Genomic DNA, 23,322 nt, shown 5'->3' on the forward strand with positions numbered 1-23,322 from the left:
TGTCACGGTTTCAGGCGTTACACAGGGGATCATGGATGAATCGGCCGGTTGGGGCTTGAGTTAAGACCCAACCGACCGGTGGAGTTCCTCAGGCGATGCGCAAAACCTTGAAAACAAATGCGTATTCGAGGGCTACGTCACGTAATCCCTGATAACGCCCGCTCATACCGCCATGCCCGGCACCCAGTTCGGTCTTCAGCAGCAACAGATTGTCGTCGGTTTTGGTCGCGCGTAATTTCGCCACCCACTTGGCCGCTTCCCAGTACTGCACGCGGCTGTCGTTGTAGCCGGCGATTACCAGCGTTGCCGGATAAGCCTGCGCAGTGACGTTTTCGTACGGCGCGTACGCCTTTATCCGCTCGTAGACGTCTGGTTCTTCAGGATTGCCCCACTCGTCATATTCGGTGACGGTCAGCGGCAGTTCCGGGTCGAGCATGGTGTTGAGCACGTCGACGAACGGCACTTCGGCAATCGCCACGCCGAACAGATCCGGACGCTGATTGAGCACCGCGCCGATCAGCAAACCGCCGGCGCTGCCGCCGCTGATCGCCAGTTGCGGCGCAGTGGTGATGCCGTTGAGGATCAAGAACTCGGCGCAGGCAATGAAATCGCTAAAGGTGTTGTGCTTGTGTTCCTGCTTGCCAGCGCGATACCAGGCTTCGCCCAACTCACCGCCGCCGCGCACGTGCGCAATCGCAAACGCCATGCCGCGATCCAGCAGACTCAGGCGTGCATGGGAGAACCATGGATCGAGGCTCGAACCGTAAGCACCGTATCCGTACAGATACAGCGGCACGGCTTTGCCGACCATTTCGCGTTTCATCACCAGGCTGATCGGCACCAGCGTCCCGTCCGGCGCGGTGGCCCACAGGCGTTGGCTGACGTAGGCGTCGGCATCGAACGTGCCGAGCACCGGGGTTTCCTTGAGCACTTTTTGCTCGCCATCCGCCAGCAGCAATTGGCGAACCTGTGCCGGCCGGTTCAACGCCTCATAGCGCAGGCGAATCCGGTCGCTGTCGAATTCAAGGGTGTTTTGCACATACAGGCTGTAGGCCGCGTCCGGCAATTGCACGCGATAAGGCGCTGCGCCGTGTGGGTGAACTTCGATGATCGGCAGGCCGCCCTCGCGCAGGCTCAGGGTCATGGCTTCGGCGTTCAGGCTCACGCCATCGAGCATCACCGTGTCGCTGTGCGGGATCAGGTTGTGCCAGTCGGCCTCGGTCGGCGCGATCCCGGTGTCGGCCGCCTGATACAAGGCGAAGTTGATGCCGTCGCGATTGGTGCGGATGAACCAGGTCCATTCGCCGTCGAGCTTGCCGTGATCAACGTCGTACTCGTGATCTTCGACCCGTGGCGCCAGGCAGGTGAACGGCAACTGCGGCTGATTGGCGTCGAGCACCCAGACTTCGCTGGTGGTCTTGCTGCCCAGCGACAGCAGCAGTTGCTGCTCGGAGCTGGCGCGATAGCAATGCAGGAAGAAGCGCCCGTCCGGCTCATGGAAAACCTCTTCAGCGGCCGTGCCGTCCAGACGATAGCGGAACAGTTTGTACGGGCGATGCGTCTCGTCGAGGGTGGCGAAGAACAGCGTCAGGCTGTCGTTGGCCCAGGTCATGCTGCCATCGGAGTCTTCGAATTCCAGTTCGCTGACGCGCTCGCTGGATAATTCCTTCACGAATAACGTGTAAATCTCATCGCCCGAAGAGTCGACGCTGTAGGCCAGACGCTGGTGATCGGGGCTGATGCTGAACGCGCCGAGGGAGAAGAAACCGCCGTTGGCCAACGCATTTGGATCGAGCAGCAGTTGTTCCTGACTTTCGTCGAGGGTCAGGCTGTCGTCGGCCGGACGCGGGCAGCGGTAGTGGCGGGCGTATTCATCGCCAGCCGTTGTGCGCGTGTAATACAGATACGGGCCCCACGGGGAGGGCAGGGACAGGTCGGTCTCAAGGATTCGGCCTTTGATCTCTTCAAACAGACTCTCACGCAGTTCGGCCTGATCGGCGGTCTGCGCCTCCTGGTAAGCGTTTTCAGCCTTGAGGTAATCGAGCACCGCAGCGGTGTCGCGCTCCTGCAGCCAGGCGTACGGGTCGACACCGGCCGCCTTGTGGGCAATCGGGGCACGGATGACGTTGGCGGATTCGGGCATGGAAGGCTCTCGGACATGACAAATAGGGTTGGCACGGACGGTGGACAAGCCGGGCGTGCGAAAAGTCGTTACTATAAGCGCCTCTTTGCCTGCCTTGCCATGGACACCATGACCGAGAACGACTATCTGATCGCCTGGGGCCTCTACGCCTTTGCCGCTTTAGGCTGCCTGCTGGTATGGATGCGCATGACCCGCTGGATGTGGCGCTGGCTGCGCGAGCCACTGCGTCTGCTGATGGCCGTGTTGCTGTTGAGCCCGACCATTGTCGATCAGGTGAAGGATAAAGTGGCGCCAGCCGTCGCCATTACCGCGTTGGATCTGGCATTCAAGGTTGGCAACAACGCCTGGCGCGCGGTCTCCGATCTGTTCATGTACGGGATGATCGCTTTCGGCATTTACCTGATTTTCGTGCTGATCCGTTTGCCGATAGAGCGAGCGTCGAAGGCGCGCAAGGAACAGGCCGAAGCAGCCAAAGTCGCCGCCCGTGCTGATGATGAGCGTAACGACGATCAACCGTTCGGCGGTGCCGGCGATGATCGTTATGGTCGCCCGCCGTTGCCGAACAATCCGCAGCGCATGCGCGTCGAGCCGCGTCTGTAATCACGAGAGTCAGCACATGTGTGAACTACTGGGCATGAGTGCCAACGTGCCGACCGATATCGTGTTCAGCTTCACCGGGCTGATGCAGCGCGGCGGCCGCACCGGGCCGCACCGCGACGGCTGGGGCATCGCCTTCTATGAAGGTCGCGGCTTGCGTCTGTTTCAGGATCCGGCCGCGAGCTGCGAATCGGAAGTGGCGAATCTGGTGCAGCGCTATCCGATCAAGAGTGAAGTGGTCATCGGCCATATCCGTCAGGCCAACGTCGGCAAGGTCTGCCTGTCCAACACCCACCCGTTCGTCCGCGAACTGTGGGGGCGCAACTGGTGCTTCGCGCACAACGGCCAGCTCGCCGATTTCACCCCGATCAAGAGTTTTTACCGTCCGGTCGGCGATACCGACAGCGAAGCGGCGTTCTGCGATTTGCTCAACCGCGTGCGTGGCGCATTTCCGGAACCGGTCGATATAGAAGCGTTGCTGCCGGATCTGGTTGCCGCCTGCGCCGAATACCGCAGTAAAGGCGTGTTCAACTGCCTGCTCAGCGACGGCGACTGGCTGTTCTGCTATTGCTCGACCAAACTGGCGCAGATTACCCGGCGTGCACCGTTTGGCCCGGCCCGCTTGAAGGATGTCGATGTGATCGTCGACTTCCAGGCCGAAACCACACCCAACGACGTAGTGACGGTGATCGCCACCGAACCACTGACCGAAAACGAAACCTGGACCCGCTACGAACCGGGCCAATGGAGCCTGTGGCGACGCGGCGAATGCGTCAGCCAGGGCAAGACTGCATAAGGATCTACCCCGATGTTGCTCAGTTATCTACGGCTGGTGTTGTTTGCGGCGGGCCTGTTGATCGGTGTCCAGGTGCCGGGTTTCATCAACGATTACGCAAAACGTGTCGAGGCGCATCTGATCGAGGCGCAGACCGGTCTGCGCGGCTTTCAGGGCACTGCCGAGCAGTTTTTCAAGGGTGACATTCAGGCACTGGTCGCGCATTACCGCGCCAGCGAAGACCCGGTTTTTCGCAGCGATGCCGACAGTCTGAGCACTATGCTTGACCGTCAATTGGCACTGGATAAACAGTTCCAGGCCATGCAAGGCCCGTGGTACATCCGCTTCCTGCAAGTGGTACTGGCCGCCGACCCGGACATCCGCAAGGAAACCTGGAACGGCTACAGCTACCAGATTCTGCTGACTCCGGAAGCGATGATCTGGGGCATGAGCGGCGCGTTGCTGCTGTCGTTCGGCATCGAATGCCTGTTCCGTCTGATCGACTGGGTGGTGCTCGGCGGCAAGCGTCTGCGCCAGAGCCGGCCGATTGAAGACCGGGATGTGCGCGGTCTCTGAATTTGCAGCGGGGAGCTTCTGTGGCGAGGGGATTTATCCCCGTTGGGTGGCGAAGCCGCCCCAGAGTAGTCCAGTCACACCGTGATTGCAGGTTTAGCGACTGCTTCGCAGCCGAACGGGGATAAATCCCCTCGCCACAGATTGCGTCAGTCAGACAGGGTGACGTAGCTGTCGCCCATTTTCTGCGCATAGCCCTCCAGCACCTGCTGACACAACGTCACGACCTCCTCGACCCATTCCACCCCGATCCGCCACGACACCACCACCTGCAAATTCTGCGGACGCTGCTCAATGTCGAGCAGGATCAACTCCCCGCGCGCCAACTCTTCGGCTACCAGCACTGGCGGCAATGCGCCGATACCGAATCCATCACGCAACAACCGGGTAATCGCCGACACCGAATTCACGCAATTCAAACGTGGCGCGAGCACGCCGTGGGCCTGCATCAACGCCAGAATGTCCTGATGCGGCCGAGAGTTTTTCGAGTAGGTGATGATCCGTTCCTGAGCCAGATCGGCGAGGCTCGCGTAGTCGCGGTTGTAGATCGAATTGCTGGCGACGATCCAGCCCAGCGGATGGCTGGCCAGTTCCAGGCTGCGCACGCTTTCGTGGCGCACCAGATCGGTTTGCAGGATCAGATCAAGAAAGCCTTTTTGCAACTGATCGCAGAGGTTCAGCGAGGTATCTGCCACCAGCTCGATTTCCACCATCGGATACAGATCGGTCATCTGCGCCACCAACGGGCTGAGCCAGGTGTGGATCACCGTGTCCATCACCCCGATGCGCACCCGGCCGACCTTGCATGAGCGAGTCTTGATCGACTGCTTCAGCGCCTGCATGGTGTCGAGCATCTGCTCGGCGTATTCCAGCACTTTCAAACCTTCCGGCGTCAGGCTGACCCCGCGCGAATCGCGCAGAAACAACTTCACCTCAAGTTCGCTTTCCAGCGCCGCGATGCGGCTGGAAATCGACGCCTGGGTGGTGAACAGCTTGTCGGCGGTCAGACGAAAACTTTTCAGCCGGGCGACCCAGACAAAGGTCTCGAGAAACTTCAGATTCATGCGGTCGGCTCGGGTGACAAAAAAATCTTATGCCTAAGGCGGGTTTTTACTCGTTGGACGCGACGGCCTGACGCAGCCAAAAATCGCCGCATCCGGTTCCCACGATAGGCGTCGTCGGGACTACGAACAAGACCAATAATAATTGCGGAGATTTGCCATGAGTGCTCCCGACACCGTCTCTTTATCCAAGCCCGCGACGCGTCCCGGCCCGTTCGATTGGTATCGCAATATCAATCAACAGGAACGCCGCACCTTCTGGAGCTGCAAGATCGGCTACGGCCTGGACGGCATGGACACGCAGATGCTCAGCTTCGTGGTGCCGACCCTGATCGCCATGTGGGGCATCACCACTGGCGAAGCCGGGCTGATCCACACCAGCACCCTGATCGCCTCGGCCATCGGCGGTTGGGTCGCGGGGATTCTCTCCGACCGCATCGGCCGCGTGCGCACTCTGCAACTGACGGTGCTGTGGTTCGCCTTCTTCACCTTTCTCTGCGGCTTCGCCCAGAACTACGAACAACTGCTGATCGCCCGCACCTTGATGGGTTTCGGTTTTGGCGGCGAATGGACGGCCGGCGCGGTTTTGATCGGTGAAGTGATCCGCGCCAAGGATCGCGGCAAAGCCGTGGGCATGGTGCAATCCGGCTGGGCGCTGGGTTGGGGGCTGACGGCAATTCTGTATGCGCTGCTGTTCTCGCTGCTGCCACCGGAAGACGCCTGGCGCGCGCTGTTCATCCTCGGCATCGTACCGGCGATTTTCGTGATCTTCGTTCGGCGGCTGGTGAAAGATCCGGAAATCTACCGCGAAGCCAAGGCGCAGCAAACACCGGAGAACACGGCGAAGTTTTACGAGATTTTCGCGCCGGGCATGCTCTTCACCACATTCCGCGCTTCATTGCTGACCACTGGCGCGCTCGGCGGTTATTACGCCATCACCTCTTGGCTGCCGACTTTTTTGAAAAATGAACGCGGCCTGAGTGTGCTCGGCACCGGCGGATATCTGGCGATGGTGATCGTCGGTTCTTACGTCGGTTATGTGATCAGCGCCTATTTGACTGACCTGCTGGGGCGTAAGAAGAACTTCATCCTGTTCGCGGTTGGCTCGTTCACCATCGTGCTGCTCTACACGCAATTGCCGGTCAGTAACGGCGTAATGCTGTGGCTGGGTTTCCCGCTGGGCTTCTTCGCGTCGGGGATTTTCAGCGGCATGGGCGCATTTCTCACCGAGCTGTTTCCGACACGGATTCGCGGTTCGGGACAGGGCTTTTGCTACAACATCGGTCGGGCGCTGGCGGCATTGTTTCCACTGCTGATCGGCCTGCTTAGCCAGAGCGTACCGTTGAGTATGGGGATTGGAGCGTTCGCGGCGGTGTCCTACGGCGTGGTGATTATCGCGGCGTTGAGCCTGCCGGAAACCCGTGGCAAAGAACTCGATTCGCAGTAACTGATAATCTGCGGGGCACTGTTTGTCCCACGGCACAAAAAGAAAAGAACTACAGGAGTGTTCACCGTGAGCCGCCTGCTATTGAACTGCGACATTGGCGAGAGTTTCGGCAACTGGACCATGGGTCTGGACGCAGAGATCATGCCCTTCATCGATTGCGCCAACATTGCCTGCGGCTTCCACGCCGGCGACCCGGGCATCATGCGCAAAACCGTCAGCCTCGCATTGAGTCACGGCGTGCAGATCGGCGCGCATCCGGCCTATCAGGATCTGGTGGGATTTGGTCGGCGCTCGATGGCGTATTCCGCGCAAGAACTGCAAGACATCCTGCACTACCAGATCGGCGCCCTCGACGGCATCTGCCGCGCTCAGGGTGGGCGCGTCAGTTACGTCAAACCCCATGGTGCGATGTACAACGACATGATGGCCAACCCGGCTCAGTTGCGTGCGGTGCTTGAGGCGGTCGCGGCTTACGACTGCACGTTGCCGCTGATGCTCATGGCGACCCGCGACAACACGGCTGCGCAGCAACTGGGCGATGACTACGGCGTGACGTTGTGGTTCGAAGCTTTCGCCGACCGCGCCTACGACAGCGCCGGCCGACTGGTCTCGCGACAACTGGCGGGGGCGGTGCATCACGATGCGCAAACCATCATCGAGCAAGCACTGACCATCGCCCGTGGCGACCATCTCATCGCCTGCGATGGCAGCGCATTGCACCTGCAAGCCAACACGTTGTGCGTGCATGGCGACAACGTCAGTTCGGTGGCCGCCGTGCAGCGCATTCGCCAGGCTTTGGACGAGCAGAGCGCGTCATGAAAGCACGGATTGAAGTAGTGGCACTGGATTGCCTGATGCTGCGTCTGTTCGATGAAATTGCCGAAGCCAATATGCCGTGGATGCTTGCCGCCAGTGAGCGTTTGCGCGCTGTATTCGGCGCGCAACTGATCGATCTGGTGCCGTCCTACACCACGTTGATGGTGCATTACGACCTCACCGCTCTAAGCCCGAATCAGGCGCGGGAATTGATTGCCGAAGCCTTGATCGACCTGTCGCCGAACGCAAGAGCCGGCGGCCAGTGCCATGTGCTGCCGGTCTGGTATGACTTGAGTGTCGGTCCGGAGCTGAGTCTGCTTGCAGAGCGCAGTGGTCTGGCGGTTGACGAGGTGATCCGCCGCCACAGTGGTCGGGAATATCAGGTGTTCGCACTGGGCTTCGCTCCAGGTTTTGCCTTTATGGGGCTGGTTGAAGAAATCCTCGCGGCCCCACGCTTAAGCACCCCGCGCAAAAAAGTCGCTGCCGGCAGCGTGGGTATCGCCGAACGGCAGACCGCTGCGTACCCGGTGGTATCCCCTGGCGGCTGGAATCTGATCGGTCGCACCCCCGCTAAATTGTTCGACCGCAATCGCGACGGCTACAGCCTGATGCAACCCGGCGACACCGTGCGCTTCGAAGCAGTGAGCCATGCGGAGTTCATCAATCTGGGCGGTGACGACACGCCATTGGAGGTCTTGGCATGAGCCGTCTGACGATTGCAGCAAGTACGCCGTTGTGTCTGTTGCAGGACGCCGGACGCTTTGGCGTTCGGCATTTGGGCGTGACCCAGGGTGGCGCGGCCGACTGGTGTTCGATGGCGTGGGCCAACTGGTTGCTGGGGACTGGACTGGATCTACCGGTGGTCGAAATCACCCTCGGCGGGTTTGCCGTGGTGGCTGAAGAAGACTGCGTGCTGGCGCTGGCCGGGGCAGATTTGGGCGCACAGATTGATAGCGAGCCGCTCGCGCCGTGGCGCAGTTTCAAATTGCGTAAAGGTCAGACGTTGAAGTTCACCCAACCATTGCTTGGTGCCCGCGCATATCTGGCGGCGCCCGGCGGTTTCGCTGCGCCGAAAGTGCTGGGCAGCAGCGCCACGGTGGTCCGCGAAGAACTCGGCGGACTCGATGGCATGGGGTTGCCGTTGGCCAAAAGCGCGATGCTGAGCTATCACGGAGAAACCTTGTTGGTGCGCGAAGTGCCGCTGGCGCAGCGCCCGGATCTGCGGAATGCAGCGCCGCTGGATCTGGTGCTGGGCGCACAGATCGGTCAGTTCAGCGGGCAGAGTCTGTTCGACGTGTTCAACAGTGCGTGGACGCTGGACAGTCGCGCGGATCGCATGGGTATTCGCTTGCTGGGCACAGCGTTGCAATATCAGGGCGCGCCGATGATTTCCGAAGGCATTCCGCTGGGCGCGGTGCAGGTGCCGCCGGACGGTCAGCCGATTGTGTTGCTCAATGATCGGCAGACCATCGGCGGGTATCCGCGATTGGGCGCGTTGACGCCCTTGGCGCTGGCGCGGCTGGCGCAGTGTCTGCCTGGGGCAAAAGTGCGGCTGCGGCCTGTGGTGCAAGACGTCGCACACCGCGAACACATCGAGTATTTGCAACGCTTTGGTTGAAGATCAAAAGATCGCAGCCTCCCCGTAGGAGCTGCCGAAGGCTGCGATCTTTTGCTTCTATTTGGACAAAAACCGCATCCCTTCTTCCAACCCACGCAACGTCAACGGATACATCTGATCTTCAATCAGATCCCGAACAATGTTGGTCGAAGATGTATATCCCCAAGTGTCCTTCGGATACGGATTGATCCAGATAAGCTTCTTGTACTTCTCCATGAACCGCTGCATCCACACATAACCCGGCTCTTCGTTCCAGTGCTCGACGCTGCCGCCAGCCTGGGTGATTTCATAAGGCGCCATCGCAGCATCACCAATGAAGATCACTTTGTAGTCGGCGCCATACTTGTGCAGCAAGTCCTGAGTCGAAGTGCGCTCGGACGTGCGGCGCATGTTGTTCTTCCACACCGATTCATAAACTAAGTTGTGGAAGTAGAAGTACTCCAGATGCTTGAACTCGGTCTTGCAGGCCGAGAACAACTCCTCGCAGATCTTCACGTGCGCATCCATCGAACCGCCGATGTCGAACAGCAGCAGCAACTTCACGGTGTTACGCCGTTCCGGGCGCATCTGGATGTTCAGCAGGCCGGCATCGCGGGCGGTGTAGTCGATGGTGCCATCGATATCCAGCTCTTCCGCTGCACCCTGACGGGCAAACTTGCGCAAACGACGCAGCGCGACTTTGATATTGCGCGTGCCTAGTTCCACCGAATCGTCGAGGTTCTTGTACTCGCGCTGATCCCAGACTTTCACCGCTTTGCCTTGGCGCTTCCCCGCGTCGCCCACGCGGATGCCTTCCGGGTTGAAACCGCCGGAACCAAACGGACTGGTGCCGCCGGTGCCGATCCATTTGTTGCCGCCGGCGTGGCGTTCCTTCTGTTCTTCCAGACGCTTCTTGAATTCTTCGATGAGCTTGTCGAGGCCGCCGAGCGACTGGATCTGCGCGCGTTCTTCGTCGCTCAGTGAACGTTCGAATTCCTTGCGCAGCCAGTCTTCGGGAATCAGTGCCTGCAAATGGTCATCGAGTTTTTCCAGGCCATTGAAGTAGGCGCCGAACGCACGGTCGAACTTGTCGAAATGCCGTTCGTCCTTCACCAGAATCGCCCGCGACAAGTAATAAAAATCGTCCATGTCGGCGAAGGTCACGCGCTGTTTCAGCGCGTTAATCAGGTCGAGCAGCTCGCGCACCGACACCGGCACCTTGGCTGCACGCATTTCATTGAACAGGTTGAGCAACATGGCATCAGCCTCTTAGCGGGTGCCGCGACGGCTCATGAACGCCAGGCGCTCAAGCAGTTGCACGTCCTGTTCGTTCTTCACCAAGGCGCCTGCCAGCGGCGGAATGGCTTTGGTCGGATCACGTTCGCGCAGTACCGCTTCGCCGATGTTGTCGGCCATCAACAGCTTCAGCCAGTCGACCAGTTCCGAAGTCGAAGGCTTCTTCTTCAGGCCCGGCACTTTGCGCACGTCGAAGAATACGTCCAGCGCTTCGCTGACCAGATCCTTCTTGATGTCCGGATAATGCACATCGACGATTTTTTGCAGCGTGGTGCGATCCGGGAACGCGATGTAATGGAAGAAGCAACGGCGCAGGAACGCGTCTGGCAGCTCTTTCTCGTTGTTAGAAGTAATGATGATGATCGGGCGCTTCTTCGCCTTGATCGTTTCGTCGATCTCGTAAACGTAGAACTCCATCTTGTCGAGTTCTTGCAGCAGGTCGTTGGGAAACTCGATGTCGGCCTTGTCGATCTCGTCGATCAGCAGAATGACGCGCTCTTCAGACTCGAACGCCTCCCAAAGCTTGCCTTTCTTCAGGTAGTTACGCACGTCGTGGACTTTTTCCGTGCCCAACTGCGAGTCACGCAAACGGCTGACCGCGTCGTACTCGTACAGGCCCTGATGCGCCTTGGTGGTGGACTTGATGTGCCAGGTGATCAACTTGGCGCCGAACGATTCGGCCAGTTGCTCGGCGAGCATGGTCTTGCCGGTGCCCGGCTCGCCCTTGACCAGCAGCGGCCGCTCCAGGGTGATGGCGGCGTTGACCGCCAGCTTCAGGTCATCGGTGGCGACGTAGGCCTGGGTGCCTTCGAACTTCATCTGCTAATCCTCGAACGGTAACGCCGACCTGAACGGGCAGGGCGGGGGCGAAATAATCGGATGCCCGACTATAACGCGCAGCCCGGTCGACTGTGAACGCAGACGGCTTATTCAGTCTCTGAATGGGGCGTCACATGTTGACTCAGTCTCGGCGGATGGCCAGTATTCATGTATCGCCGATTTGGCGATAGCATTTCCAGCATGTCTACTAAATACCGATTCAGAGAAAAGTACCGCATTCAGTTGCGTGAGAAGGATCATCCCCCGCCCCATGTGCACCTGACAGGTGGTGGAGTGGATGTGATACTCAGCCTGGAACCCGTCGAAGTCATGATGGGCCGGGCACCACAGCTGATCATCAAGGAAGCGCTGACATGGGTCGTAGCCCATCAGGCCCAACTGCTGGAGGATTGGAAACGATGTTATCCATGAAGCGGCCACGTTTGTCGGCAGTGCAGGCTTTGCCGAATGGTCGGCTGGCGCTGACCTTTATCGACGGCCAACAATTGACCCTGGATCTGAGCCAGGATTTTCTGGCGTATCCCGGTCTACGGCCATTGCTGGATGCTGATGTATTCGACACAGCCGAACTCGGTGATGACGGCTGGAGCGTCGAATGGCAGGAACCCGACATCCAGATCGGTGCCGATACCTTGTATCGGGATGCGTTGGCGCAAAACGCGCCGGACGAAAACACACGTATATTTATGGCGTGGCGTGCTCGAACCGGTTTGCCACTGAATCAGGCGGCAGAAGCGTTAGGCGTCAGCCCCCGCAGCATCACTCGCTACAGCAATGGCCGAGAAGCTGTACCCCGTTCGCTGGCGTTGGCCTGCCTTGGTTGGGATTCATTGCAGGATAAGTCGACACTGATCGCGGCCGAGGACACCGGCCGCTATGTCGTCAATCGTAAAACCTAGCCCGCATCCGGCTTCGGCCGTTCATACCGGGCATTGAATGCCTGGACGAATCCATTGCGCAAAATCTGCAAAAACGCTTCGAACGCGCTGATATTTTGCTGGTGCACGTTACCGCGTAGCTCGACCTTGGTGGCGAACTGGTTCTTCGCCTGGTTTTTCAACACGGTTTCGGTGCCACCGACCAGCGCCTCCCAGACTGAGCGGAAGATGCTTTTGTCCTTGTTTTCGACGTCTTGCCGCCAGTTGAACACTTCGACATCGCGCAACAGCGGCTTGATGTAGCCTTTGACCTGGCCCTTTTTCGCCGCAGCTTCGATGACCACGTCACCGTGACCTGCACTGAAGTCGAACTTGCCGTAGGCCGAGGCGAAGTCGTTCATTTTTTTCAGTTCGATGTCGCGGGCGCGCAGGCGGAATTCGAACTCTTCGAAGTTGCTCAGCGGGTCAAACGTGGCGGTGGTTTCCAGCGGGGCGTGGCCCAGTAACAAGGCTTTACCTTCGAAGCGGGCGTCGCGTTTACCTTCCTTGTCGACTACGTTGGTCAGGTTGTAAATGCTGGCATCAACGTTGGTGGCATTCATGTTTACTGGAGGTTTGGAGTTGAAGTTGCGGAAACTGATGCGACCGTCCTGAATTTGGACTTCATCCAGGGTGATCGGTAACAGCTTGCTTAACTGCTCACGCCAGTCGGTACCTTTACCCGTTTGTGAGTTCTGCTTGTTACCGCCGTCGACGAAGTTGACTTGCGGACTGATGAACCTCGCCTGAGCGACGACAGCATGGTCGTACCACAGCGAGTGCCAACTCACTGCGAGGTCTACCACCGGCGCATCCACGAACGGCACCGGTACCTTGCCGTCGACCTTGACGATTTTCAGCCCATTGATCTTGTAAGCGCCGCGCCAAAGCGCCAGATCGACGTCTGTCACCTGACCGCGGTAATCGCCCATGTTCGCCAGTTTGTCATTCAGATAGTCGCGCACCAGATAAGGCAGGGCGATGTGTAACGCGACCAATAACACGATGACGGTGGCAAAAGCCCACAACGGCCAGCTGTAGCGACGTTTCATGGTGAAGATTCCCGAACGATATAATTCGATTGACTGCTGACGCTCGCAGACGTTCGACCGACTGGACTGACACGGGCAACAGGCTTACCTTGGAGCGCTGAATTCAATGCTGCACAAGGACCCAGCCATGAGCCGTATCTTCGCTGACAACGCCCACTCCATCGGCAACACGCCGCTGGTGCAGATCAACCGCATTGCGCCGCGTGGCGTGACCATTCTGGCCAAGATTGAAGGCCGCAACCCCGGTTACTCGGTCAAGTGCCGGATCGGCGCGAACATGATCTGGGATGCCGAAGGCAGCGGCAAACTCAAGCCGGGCATGACCATCGTCGAGCCGACTTCGGGCAACACCGGTATCGGTCTGGCGTTCGTCGCGGCGGCGCGCGGTTATAAACTGATGCTGACTATGCCGGCCTCAATGAGTATCGAACGGCGCAAAGTCCTCAAGGCGTTGGGCGCGGAACTGGTGCTGACCGAACCGGCCAAGGGCATGAAAGGCGCGATTGAAAAAGCCGCCGAAATTGTTGCCAGCGATACCGACAAATACTTCATGCCTTCGCAATTCGATAATCCGGCCAACCCGGCGATTCATGAAAAGACCACCGGCCCGGAAATCTGGAACGACACTGACGGTGCGGTCGATGTGCTGGTGGCGGGCGTTGGCACCGGCGGAACCATCACCGGTGTGTCGCGGTATATCAAGAACACCGCAGGCAAACCGATTATCTCGATCGCCGTGGAGCCTGTGTCTTCTCCAGTGATCACTCAGGCTTTGGCCGGTCAGGAAATCAAGCCGAGCCCGCACAAGATTCAGGGGATTGGCGCTGGTTTCGTGCCAAAAAACCTTGATCTGTCGATGGTCGACCGTGTCGAGCTGGTCACCGATGAAGAGTCCAAGGCCATGGCCCTGCGCCTGATGCAGGAAGAGGGGATTCTGTGCGGGATTTCCTGCGGCGCGGCCATGGCGGTTGCCGTGCGCCTGGCAGAGACTCCGGAAATGCAGGGCAAGACTATCGTGGTGATCCTGCCGGATTCGGGTGAACGCTATCTGTCGAGCATGTTGTTCAGCGATTTGTTCACTGATCAGGAGACCCAGCAATAACAAACGCGTTGATTCAAGTCAGCCAAGGTTCAGGGTCGCTGTGTTAACTAATGCTTTGTTGCGCAATTGTTAACACTGAATCTTGAGTTGAACGGGTTTTTCCCAAAGCCGGTAGTGTTTATCATGGCCGGCTGCCATGCCGGGTAAATGGCATTGCGCAGCGTCGTCTTTTTTCAAGGAGTTGTTGATGACCTTTCCGTTTGCCGCCAAGGCGTTGGTGTTGCTGCTCTTTCTGGGCAGCACTCTCTATGTGCATTTGCGTGGCAAGGCACGCTTGCCGGTGCTGCGTCAGTTCGTCAACCACTCGGCGCTGTTCGCCCCGTACAACGCGTTGATGTACCTGTTCTCGGGCGTGCCGTCCAAGCCTTATCTGGATCGCAGCAAGTTTCCGGAACTGGATGTACTGCGCGACAACTGGGAAGTGATCCGCGACGAAGCCATGCACCTGTTCGACGAGGGTTACATTCGCGCTGCCGAGAAGAACAATGACGCCGGGTTTGGCTCGTTCTTCAAGAAGGGTTGGAAGCGGTTCTACCTCAAGTGGTACGACAAACCGCTGCCATCGGCCGAATCCCTGTGTCCGAAAACCGTGGCGCTGGTGAGTGCCATCCCCAACGTCAAGGGCGCGATGTTTGCGTTGTTGCCGGGTGGCAGCCATCTGAACCCGCATCGCGATCCGTTCGCCGGCTCTCTGCGGTATCACTTGGGTTTGTCGACGCCGAACTCTGACGACTGCCGCATCTTCGTGGACGGCCAGGTTTACGCTTGGCGCGACGGCGAAGACGTGATGTTCGATGAGACCTACGTGCACTGGGTCAAGAACGAAACCAACCAGACTCGAGTGATCCTGTTCTGCGACATCGAACGTCCGCTGAGCAACCGCTTCATGACCCGCATCAACCGCTTTATCAGCGCTTGGCTCGGTCGCGCCACTGCGCCGCAGAATCTTGATGATGAACAGGTCGGCGGCATCAACCGCGCCTACGCCTGGAGCAAGAGCTTCAGCGACAGGTTCAGTGGTGTGGTCAAGCAATGGAAACGCCGTAATCCCAAGGCCTACCGCGTGATGCGGCCAGTGCTGGCGGTGGTAGTGTTGACGTTGTTGGGGTATTGGTTGTTTGGTTGAGGTAAATTTATGAAATAAAAAACCGCTCTTTTGAGCGGTTTTTTTCTTGCGAATCAGCGCCGTCCGGCGACAACACTGGGCTCGTTCTCGATGCCTGTAATCAATAATTGCAACAGGCGCTGCTGACTGGCCGTCAGTTCACCTTTGGGTAGCTTTTTCCCATCCAGCAGCCGGTTCTTGGTAACGCGAGGTGTTTTCTTGATTTTGCTCATATTACCTCCGGCATTGATCATTAATTGAACAGTTTTCACGGTACTTGATTCTCCAGTGATTTGACAAGTCGGCCTTCATTATCAAAGCCAAAACCAAGTTTTTGATAAACGGAAACTGCACCGCTCAGGGGCTCTTGGATTTTGAGAACCGTGCAGCCGATAAATTGCGCGTACTGTTCAATCACGATCAATGCCAACATTCCGATACGATTCTTCAATGGATGAGTGCCTCCAGGGCGCCCCTCCAGTCTCACAATTCGTAATCTGCGCCGACTGTTGTTCGGGTCCGCGAAGCACAGTCCACAAAGCTCTTCTTCAAACCAGATCGCTATGTCTAAAGCCAATGGCTCGCGCGCTTTCCAGCCAATGACTTCATTCCAAGAAAAGTACGGGTCGTCCCAAAGCTCAAAAGCATCCAGCGCTTGCGTGTTTATGGGGTCGAAGCGCACACGTGATAAATCGATCGTCTGGGCATCGAACAGCTTAAGTTGCCGCTGTAAGTGGGCGACGCTTTGCGCCGCCAGTTTCCTTGACTGCGATTTGTACAGTTGATACCGCAGATGTTTCCGTTCCCTTGGCATACGATCTCATACATTCCATGTCCCCCGTCGGTGGGCGCAGCAGTTGCAAACGAGCCTAAGCGTCGCCCGCCAGCCTGTCGCTACTGGCTATTTGTCCAAGTCATTGCAATCCATGTCCGGCGCTGGTTATAGTCGGCGCTCGAATTTCACTGTCACCTCCATAAAGATCAGCCCAATGCCTGCATCCCTCATCAACGCGGTAGTCGATTCAGCGGTCAACGCTGGCGTCGTGCCGTGCGGGAATCAGCAGCCTGCGCAGATCAGTCATTACCCCCCACCTGTCAGTAGCCCACCGGGCGTTGGCATTTCGGGCTGATCAGCTTTTTGCTGACCCCCTGTGCCCGCCGGAAAAACCTACTGAATTTCAGCTTCGGCTGAGTTGGCTATGTGCCTGACTACAGGTGGTATTCATGTTTGTCCTTTCGAAAAAATCCGCGCTCGCGGCGGCATCCACGAGCCTGTTCGTCCTGCTGTGGAGCAGCGGGGCGATTTTCTCCAAGTGGGGGCTTGCCCACGCTTCGCCCTTTGCCTTCCTGCTGATCCGCTTTGTGATTGCCTTGTGTGGGCTGGTGTTGCTGGTGCCGTTGCTCAAGCTGAAGCTACCCAAGGGCGGCAAGCCGATGCTGTATGCGATGGCCACCGGGGTGGTGCTGTTGGGGGCCTATCAGATCTTCTATCTGTTGGCGCTAGACCTGAAGGTCACCCCTGGCGTGATGGCAACCATCATGGGCGTGCAGCCGATTCTGACCGTGGTGATCATGGAGCGGCAGCGCTCGGCGAGCCGGATTTTTGGCCTGGCATTGGGGTTGGCCGGTTTGATCATGGTGGTTTACCAAGGGATCGGTCTGGCCGGAATGTCCTTGGCGGGCATGCTGTTCGGTCTGTTGGCGTTGGCGAGCATGACCTTCGGTTCGGAAGTCAATGTAGTTTGACTCCATGAGCAAGGTGCTGGAAGCCCTGCTACGCTTGGTTTTGTGGGGAGGGGCCAACCTTGTATACACAAAATAGTCGAATTATAAAAATTCTTGTTCAGTACAAGAGCTTCCACCATGTCTATCACAGTGAGAGGTTTTTCGATCTTGATGAACTAGAACTAAGGGACGAGTCATGGTTGGTCATAGTCTTGCGGAGAATGTCTGAGTATTCATCAGAAAATCGCATGAGTTCAAACGTGGTTTATTTCATTAAAATGGCTATCAAGTGCTTAAAGTCAGATTCCGAAGGGTGGGGAATTTGCCAGACTCAAGAACAAGATCTAACACCGAAAATAGCGCATACATTATTCAGAATTCTAGAAGATAGACTTAAGGAAACCGATCACACATCTGAGTCAATTCGACAGTTTTCAAGCAAATTTAGGAAGGCGGTATTTAATACGAAGTTCAAAACTAACGAAGTGATCACTGTAGACTCTGTAAAGTACAAATCAAGATTGGGGAGTATTCAACATGCCCTTCAACCTATATTGAATATGGAGGATCACTTAAATGTCTTGGAAGGCGAGTCCCCACTTGGCGCGGTCCCGCATAAGAACTATTTAGATTTAATAGAAAGATCGGCCGCTATTTTACAAGGTGATTTATCCAAGATAGTCGATGCGTGTAATCAGGATCTATTTGTTGCGCAGCAGAACAGACTCAAAATAAAAAATCTAAAATGTAAAAAAATAAATAATTTACAAAAAAAAGAGATCCTGAGCACGCTGTTTAAACACACATCCTCGCTAACGAAGAGAATATTAGAAAAACATTCATCAGGGAATATTCTAGCGATTTTTCGAAAAGGGGTCTTACAGCATGACAAGCCAATGAAAAAAGATGGTACTTTTAAAATACATGACTTAGCTAAAAACTGCATGGGCATAGGATTATTGAATTACAAGGGGTATAGCCCTCGCCAAACTTTTTTTTCGCCTGAGCGCTTGACAACTATTGAGTTGCAGGCAATTTTTATATTGTTGCTGTGCAGGACGGGATGGAATCAAGATGCGCTCGCCGGCATGGATCGTGATGGGATAACCCGCAATAAGGATGGTTTTGCGTATGTATTGCAAGGGTTCAAAGAAAAAACTGACGATGATACACCTCCCATTTTTATAGACAAAACTGAAAGTGATGTGATCTACGCCATAGAGTTGTTGCTTTGGAACTTCGAACAGCTACGCTCCTATGAATTGCTCTCATTAAGTAATAAACGGATTTGGCATTCCTGGAGTACTAATGATCAATTCCCCGAGAGGCAATCTACAACTATTCAGATGACGCCTTTACAGTTTATTGAACGAAATAACCTATTTTATTTTACTTTAAACCAAATTCGCCGAACGGTGCTATGCCTTGATGCCTATAAATCGAAAAGCTTCGAAACAGCCAGGCAACGAGGTGGACACAGTAGTATTGGCACCACTGGTAGATATCTAGATCAAATTATAACAAGAAATATCTCATCGTCGATTAATCTGCAATTTCAGGTTGATCTCGAGAATAAAGTAACCTTCAATATAAACTCAAGGAAGACGAGAGTATGTACGTGGGAGAGCATTGGTGATGGCTCTATATGTACTGATCCTCGCGCGGGACTGTATAGCGATAGGAGTGCAGACTTAATTTGCTCTGCTCAACGCTGCCACGCAAACGGCGGTTGTCCTCAAAGAAAAATTATTATTGATCAGGAGGAGATTTTAAACATTGTTAGGACGCGTGAGTATTACTTTAAAAACTGGCAGCGATTACGTAGTGAAAATCAAGAACGCTTCAATATAGTTATTGCCCCCAAAATTGCATTTAATGAGGCGCTGTACAATTACGTGAAAAACTCTAGGTTTGGATATGTAATGAACAAAATTGAAAGCGCATTCTTAGATGTTGAGGACGCAACCCATGAGCAAAGACATATTTGATATTATCAACTGCAACCCGCTTTCAGATGATTTGTTTCTCGATTCAAATTTTGTCTTGCTTATTAAAGAGCATGATGCGCGCTCAGATGAAAGAAAAGCGAAGCCGATAGATCTTAAAAGACATTGGTTGCCTGCTAATGCTGTGTACGAAACCCCTTCTAGGCTTATTGATTGTACGCATTACCTTGCCGCGTTGATATATTCATTAGACTATTTTGCTGTTTCGAATACATCCAGTAACTCCAAATGCAATCGCATATGTTTCATGCTCTCTAGCATAATTAAATTTTTAGAATATTGCTGGCTAAATAATATATTCGACTTAGGTGCCATTTCAGCTCCTTTCACTCTAAATCTGGCAAAGATTCTAGCCAGAAATGGCTGGCATGAAGCGCTGGATATAGATTGCCGGGTAAACGAGTTTTTAGATAAAGCAATAGATCCCTCTCACCCAATATTTAAGTCTACGAACTCAAGCGTAAGTCTGAGTTCTGTCGGGTTTCAATCTGCTATTGCTACAAATATTAGCGGAATGGAAGTGGCAGTCTATTTTAATAAGGTGCGGCAGCTTCAAGTTACAAAAGGCTGGCGAACTTCTTTTCGAATGAATGATAAGGCTCCCTGTGGGATGCAATATAGCCTATTGCGTCAAACTCTAGAGTCTATCAATCTACTTTATCACTCTGTTGATGGGTATAGAGTAAACGTTGTCCCATATGAACACTATGTTCGGCTTGCAAAAAAACTAACAGAAAATCCGGGTACGACTGAAGACATTAATAGCTACGATGCCGGTATGCTTTTGGAGTACTCTCTAGATTACCTCAACTCTAAAAGTAACCGAACGCTTCGTCTTCTGGCTTTCGCGGCAAAACAATTAGCGCAGCTTGGTAACCTGAAAGAGAGTTTTTCTAGGGTGATGCGTTTTGCACGCCGAATAGGGCTTATCAAGTCTGATGCAATTGAACCGGTGAGTATTAATGATGGGCTCAAGTTTTTAAACTCCTCCACGAAAGATCTTCTAAATTCGTGCTTCATAGTCATAGCGATTTTCAATGCAAGGAGAAAAGGGGAACTCACTCATAAAAAATACGGACTTTCTTTGGGTAGTGGCATTGTTATAAATGAGAAAGCGGGGATATTTCTTCAAGAGTTTTATGTCGAAAAGACGGTAAAGGATTATGTAAAATTTTATATTGCCTCAGCTACAAAGCTAGCAATTACAATTTTAGAAAAACTTCAGCTGGTGTTTTTAGGAAAGCCATTCAAAAATCATAACTATTCAAAAATAACAGATCGTAATTTAACACTATTTCGCTACAAGGCAGTGAACGCTACGGGGTTCGCAAGCGTATACTCACAGTTCAACTTTGAATGCTTTGAACCGGCGATGTCAGGCAATTTTATAAATTCTGCAATCGGCAAGCCAATGAGGCTTACTCCGCATATGTTTAGACGGTTGTACTGTAAAGTGTTTATCAATAGATACGAATACTTCATGCTCCCTTTTTTATCGTATCAGCTTCAACATGAGGATATTGCTACAACGCAGATATATGTGTCTAATCCTCAAACTCAAGCGGAGTCTGCCGAGCTTAGCAAGCTCTACGATTGGAACTTACAAACACAGTCCGAAGCTCTGATTCTTCACAATGATGAAATAATGACGAGTATGGCAGAGGTTACCAAGGAGAAGTTTAGCGAAATTATATACCGCAGCATATCGGCCGAGAATACCTCGGGCGGATACACTAAGCTCACGCGTGCTCTTTATAAGAAAATGTTTTCATCTGTTGGTTATGCTAAACCCGATACAGAAAAGATGAAAATTCTGATCGAACGACTCAGGAGTAGAGGGCATAGCCCGCGAGCGTTTAAGCATGCACAGTGTTTAGCGGGCGCTAATCGAATCAAATCTAAATCAAAGTGCTGGCAACGAAGTGATAACCAACTTCACAAGGAAAACGCATCTCCGAAACTTTGTCGAGGTTGCTTGTTTTCTTGGACTTCTGAGGAACACGTCTATGGTATGGAGTTAGATCTCATCAGTTTGAAATTGGAGGCTGCAAAAGTACCAGAATCTTCGATTGCAAGGATTAACTTGGAGTATGATATTGAAGATCTAGAAGATACTTTGCGCTATCACAAGTCTTATCTTGAGAGGCGCCTATGAAAATCTCTGAGATTAATAGAAATGAAGCAATTCGAAATATTCGGCTAAAGATCTCTCTACTCAAGGAAATATCCAGTAGCTCGGATTTTCCAACTGGGGAATATTGCCCGAGAACCCTGCGGCAGTTTAATAATTGGAATCTTTCTCAGAATACCTTGGAATACAGAAAAAAAACTGCCCCTATTAAACGCAATGCAAACGATACGCTCAATAAGTATCAAGGTTTAAAGAGTGAAGTGGTCGCCGCTATCCATGCGTCAATACTAGCCTACTCTAAAAGCCCCTCAAGCAACCGTATAGACAGAATCGGAAAGCTTAAAGAGGATATTAGAAGTCTAAAAAAATATATCAATGTCCTTGAGTTATATACGGCGAACCAAAAAATTGAGCTTGTTCGAATGAATGAGCTTTTTGAAGATAAGGTTCATAGCTTAAATAGTGCGATCACGGAATTAAAAAGGAAATTGAAAGATGCCAATTCAAATTAGTTGGAGTGGCGAGGTAGATCTTAAAGTACCAATTCCATTTGATTCAGAAAATCTTTTAATTATTGACGATATTATGGATTATGCGATCTACTTGCAGCAGCATGAATTTTCGTCATTTACGTATGTAAAAAATGAAATGTACCATCTTATCCTTTATTTTAATCACATAAAATCCAAAAAAATCTCAATAGTCAGCGCCACAAATGGAATACTAAAGAGCTTTAGAAACGCAGATCTCAATCGACTCGCGGTAAAAAGCAGAGTGGCGGAGAAAAAACTAAAAAGGGTAATTAATAGCCGGCTTACTAGGATTTATTGTTTTTATCATTGGTATCAAAACCACCATAAGCTTTGCAATCTGATCGGGCCGTATGAGTGTGCAATAACTTCTGACTTCACTCTAAAGTCTAAAAGAAACAAATCGTCGAATGAGTATTATCTTATGTACCCATTGCTTTATAGGCGAATTGGACGATCTAGCAAACACGCTACTGAATACTCAGCTACCGAAAAAGACGTCAATGATCTTGAGGATCACTTTCGCAAAGAAACGACCGAATACATTTCAGAGCGTAACAGTCTCATGATGGCCATCGCCAGTTCGGTAGGCTTTCGTAGAGGATCTTTAAACTCTCTTCGCTGCGCACAGTTTTCCGATGAGGAACTAAAAAAAACTCTGGATGATTGCATTATTGTCAATCCTGATAAGCAAAAATTCGACGCAAATCTTAACTACAAAATCCCTATTTTGCTCGCTTACAGAATTAGTGAATTTATAACTACTGTACGTAAAGACATGCTTACAATAAAAGGCTTCAGCGAAGTAATTACGCTTGACAGGATTTTTTTATCCGCTCGCGACGGGCACCCTTTGAACGACGCAAGTGTTTCTGACATTTTCGGAAAAGCGTTCAAAGCAATTGGTACTACTCAAGCTAGGACATCCACTCATGCCTTAAGAAGAAAGTTTGCTCAAGACAGGATTCAAATTAACTTTGAACAGCGTGCAGAACTGAAGTTGGACACTTCGGATGCCTCGGTTGCTGCTTCCGTATCAATGGAGCTTGGCCAAAGCCATCCTGACTCCTTAAAACCATATGTCGCTCGCACCCAACAAATGCTTGTGAATAAGCTACATCAGGAAAAGAGCCAGCTCATAAAAAAACTAGTTGAGGAAAATTTTAAATTAAAATCAGAGCTAGACGATTTAAAGAATAAAATCAAGGGCTCCTGAATTACTATCTTTTGACTTGTTCCTGTTGATCTCCTCAATTAGTTCGTGAGTTTCTTGGTCTGAGGCGTCTGTCGGAGTTGGAGGAGGGTTTGCAGCCGAACGAGAGGCGCGGTAGGTATCCTTGGAAAACATTGGTGTTCGCGCCGGCGCCGAATTGACCCAGTTGCCGAGATATCACTGACCCAGGCAGACTCCTCGCGAACCACTACTTTTACTGGATTTGTGTTGACTTGAGGGTGGGTTAATCCCACGTCAGCACGTGGGTCAATTCAGCGTTGGCGTTAACAATCAGAGTTTTCAGAGCAAGATGTTGCTAAGCCTGCGATCGTACTCCAGTAATGGCTGCTAATGGCCGATTTTAGCCTGTCATGACCGGCTGAAAACGACCCATAG

At 53.5% G+C, this 23,322-nt stretch carries 22 protein-coding genes and 1 pseudogene; 16 read left to right on the forward strand and 7 right to left on the reverse strand.

The features are described 5' to 3' along the window. Positions 1-88: 88 nt before the first annotated feature. The gene (locus ACOI8A_RS27120) at positions 89-2,143 is read right to left on the reverse strand and encodes a S9 family peptidase (RefSeq protein ID WP_420647832.1); all 2,055 of its coding nucleotides are present in this window, start codon (positions 2,141-2,143) and stop codon (positions 89-91) included. A gap of 99 nt (positions 2,144-2,242) precedes the next feature. Between ACOI8A_RS27120 and ACOI8A_RS27125 the strand changes: the two genes are divergently transcribed. Genes ACOI8A_RS27125 through ACOI8A_RS27135 form a run of 3 tightly spaced genes read left to right on the forward strand, consistent with a single transcriptional unit; the run spans position 2,243 to position 4,091 of the window. Then, positions 2,243-2,743 (forward strand): MFS transporter, encoded by a 501-nt coding sequence (locus ACOI8A_RS27125; RefSeq protein WP_420648094.1) that lies wholly within the window; start codon positions 2,243-2,245, stop codon positions 2,741-2,743. Positions 2,744-2,759: 16 nt separating this feature from the next. Then, a complete protein-coding gene (locus ACOI8A_RS27130; RefSeq protein WP_420647833.1) occupies positions 2,760-3,536 on the forward strand; it encodes a class II glutamine amidotransferase in 777 nt (258 codons plus the stop codon). A gap of 12 nt (positions 3,537-3,548) precedes the next feature. Continuing rightward, complete coding sequence (locus tag ACOI8A_RS27135; RefSeq protein ID WP_420647834.1) at positions 3,549-4,091, forward strand: DUF2937 family protein; 543 nt, start codon at positions 3,549-3,551, stop codon at positions 4,089-4,091. Between the two features lie 146 nt (positions 4,092-4,237). On the opposite strand, the gene ACOI8A_RS27140 is transcribed toward ACOI8A_RS27135, so the two are convergent. Next, positions 4,238-5,152: a LysR family transcriptional regulator gene (locus ACOI8A_RS27140; RefSeq protein WP_420647835.1), complete on the reverse strand. Its 915-nt coding sequence runs from the start codon at positions 5,150-5,152 to the stop codon at positions 4,238-4,240. Between the two features lie 157 nt (positions 5,153-5,309). Between ACOI8A_RS27140 and ACOI8A_RS27145 the strand changes: the two genes are divergently transcribed. The 4 genes from ACOI8A_RS27145 to ACOI8A_RS27160 all read left to right on the forward strand — a co-directional run bounded on the left by ACOI8A_RS27145 (position 5,310) and on the right by ACOI8A_RS27160 (position 9,030). Beyond that, entirely contained in the window at positions 5,310-6,596 is a 1,287-nt protein-coding gene (locus tag ACOI8A_RS27145; RefSeq protein ID WP_420647836.1) for an MFS transporter, read from the forward strand. A gap of 66 nt (positions 6,597-6,662) precedes the next feature. Beyond that, positions 6,663-7,415, forward strand: coding sequence for a 5-oxoprolinase subunit PxpA (locus ACOI8A_RS27150; protein WP_420647837.1), 753 nt, complete (start codon positions 6,663-6,665; stop codon positions 7,413-7,415). After that, positions 7,412-8,116, forward strand: a complete 705-nt coding sequence (gene pxpB, locus ACOI8A_RS27155) for a 5-oxoprolinase subunit PxpB (protein ID WP_420647838.1) — start codon at positions 7,412-7,414, stop codon at positions 8,114-8,116. The genes ACOI8A_RS27150 and pxpB overlap by 4 nt, the downstream gene beginning before the upstream one ends. Next, positions 8,113-9,030 carry a biotin-dependent carboxyltransferase family protein gene (locus ACOI8A_RS27160; RefSeq protein WP_420647839.1) on the forward strand — a complete coding sequence of 306 codons (918 nt, stop codon included), beginning with the start codon at positions 8,113-8,115 and terminating at the stop codon, positions 9,028-9,030. Before pxpB ends, ACOI8A_RS27160 begins: the two co-directional genes overlap by 4 nt. Positions 9,031-9,087: 57 nt before the next feature. Here the strand turns inward: ACOI8A_RS27160 and ACOI8A_RS27165 are convergent, their stop codons facing one another. Then, a complete protein-coding gene (locus ACOI8A_RS27165; protein ID WP_420651580.1) occupies positions 9,088-10,266 on the reverse strand; it encodes a vWA domain-containing protein in 1,179 nt (392 codons plus the stop codon). Between the two features lie 12 nt (positions 10,267-10,278). Continuing rightward, positions 10,279-11,124, reverse strand: a complete 846-nt coding sequence (locus ACOI8A_RS27170) for an AAA family ATPase (protein ID WP_028620815.1) — start codon at positions 11,122-11,124, stop codon at positions 10,279-10,281. Between the two features lie 201 nt (positions 11,125-11,325). On the opposite strand from ACOI8A_RS27170, the gene ACOI8A_RS27175 reads away from it, so the two are divergent. Both ACOI8A_RS27175 and ACOI8A_RS27180 read left to right on the forward strand, forming a co-directional pair. Beyond that, positions 11,326-11,556, forward strand: coding sequence for a DUF4160 domain-containing protein (locus ACOI8A_RS27175; RefSeq protein ID WP_420647841.1), 231 nt, complete (start codon positions 11,326-11,328; stop codon positions 11,554-11,556). After that, positions 11,544-12,044 (forward strand): DUF2442 domain-containing protein, encoded by a 501-nt coding sequence (locus ACOI8A_RS27180; protein WP_420647842.1) that lies wholly within the window; start codon positions 11,544-11,546, stop codon positions 12,042-12,044. The genes ACOI8A_RS27175 and ACOI8A_RS27180 overlap by 13 nt, the downstream gene beginning before the upstream one ends. Here ACOI8A_RS27180 and ACOI8A_RS27185 read toward each other — a convergent pair. Then, positions 12,041-13,114 (reverse strand): DUF748 domain-containing protein, encoded by a 1,074-nt coding sequence (locus ACOI8A_RS27185; protein ID WP_420647843.1) that lies wholly within the window; start codon positions 13,112-13,114, stop codon positions 12,041-12,043. The genes ACOI8A_RS27180 and ACOI8A_RS27185 overlap by 4 nt on opposite strands. 127 nt (positions 13,115-13,241) lie before the next feature. Here ACOI8A_RS27185 and cysK point away from each other — a divergent pair, with 127 nt between their 5' ends. Both cysK and ACOI8A_RS27195 read left to right on the forward strand, forming a co-directional pair. Then, positions 13,242-14,216: a cysteine synthase A gene (gene cysK, locus ACOI8A_RS27190; RefSeq protein WP_420647844.1), complete on the forward strand. Its 975-nt coding sequence runs from the start codon at positions 13,242-13,244 to the stop codon at positions 14,214-14,216. 187 nt (positions 14,217-14,403) lie between these two features. After that, positions 14,404-15,342, forward strand: a complete 939-nt coding sequence (locus tag ACOI8A_RS27195) for an aspartyl/asparaginyl beta-hydroxylase domain-containing protein (protein ID WP_420647845.1) — start codon at positions 14,404-14,406, stop codon at positions 15,340-15,342. 53 nt (positions 15,343-15,395) lie between these two features. On the opposite strand, the gene ACOI8A_RS27200 is transcribed toward ACOI8A_RS27195, so the two are convergent. Both ACOI8A_RS27200 and ACOI8A_RS27205 read right to left on the reverse strand, forming a co-directional pair. Then, complete coding sequence (locus ACOI8A_RS27200) at positions 15,396-15,554, reverse strand: hypothetical protein (RefSeq protein WP_420647846.1); 159 nt, start codon at positions 15,552-15,554, stop codon at positions 15,396-15,398. Between the two features lie 35 nt (positions 15,555-15,589). Further along, positions 15,590-16,135: a hypothetical protein gene (locus ACOI8A_RS27205; RefSeq protein ID WP_420647847.1), complete on the reverse strand. Its 546-nt coding sequence runs from the start codon at positions 16,133-16,135 to the stop codon at positions 15,590-15,592. Positions 16,136-16,545: 410 nt separating this feature from the next. Here ACOI8A_RS27205 and ACOI8A_RS27210 point away from each other — a divergent pair. The 5 genes and pseudogenes from ACOI8A_RS27210 to ACOI8A_RS27230 all read left to right on the forward strand — a co-directional run. Further along, positions 16,546-17,049 (forward strand): annotated as a pseudogene (locus ACOI8A_RS27210) (EamA family transporter); the annotation flags it as partial. Positions 17,050-17,306: 257 nt separating this feature from the next. Beyond that, positions 17,307-19,034 (forward strand): hypothetical protein, encoded by a 1,728-nt coding sequence (locus ACOI8A_RS27215; RefSeq protein WP_420647848.1) that lies wholly within the window; start codon positions 17,307-17,309, stop codon positions 19,032-19,034. Further along, complete coding sequence (locus tag ACOI8A_RS27220; RefSeq protein ID WP_420651582.1) at positions 19,015-21,207, forward strand: hypothetical protein; 2,193 nt, start codon at positions 19,015-19,017, stop codon at positions 21,205-21,207. Before ACOI8A_RS27215 ends, ACOI8A_RS27220 begins: the two co-directional genes overlap by 20 nt. Continuing rightward, positions 21,204-21,695, forward strand: a complete 492-nt coding sequence (locus ACOI8A_RS27225; RefSeq protein ID WP_420647850.1) for a hypothetical protein — start codon at positions 21,204-21,206, stop codon at positions 21,693-21,695. Before ACOI8A_RS27220 ends, ACOI8A_RS27225 begins: the two co-directional genes overlap by 4 nt. Next, a complete protein-coding gene (locus ACOI8A_RS27230; protein WP_420647851.1) occupies positions 21,679-22,929 on the forward strand; it encodes a hypothetical protein in 1,251 nt (416 codons plus the stop codon). The genes ACOI8A_RS27225 and ACOI8A_RS27230 overlap by 17 nt, the downstream gene beginning before the upstream one ends. Positions 22,930-23,322: the final 393 nt, after the last annotated feature.

The organism is Pseudomonas sp. P4795, assembly GCF_048822895.1.
In the GTDB taxonomy this organism is placed as follows: Bacteria; Pseudomonadota; Gammaproteobacteria; order Pseudomonadales; family Pseudomonadaceae; genus Aquipseudomonas.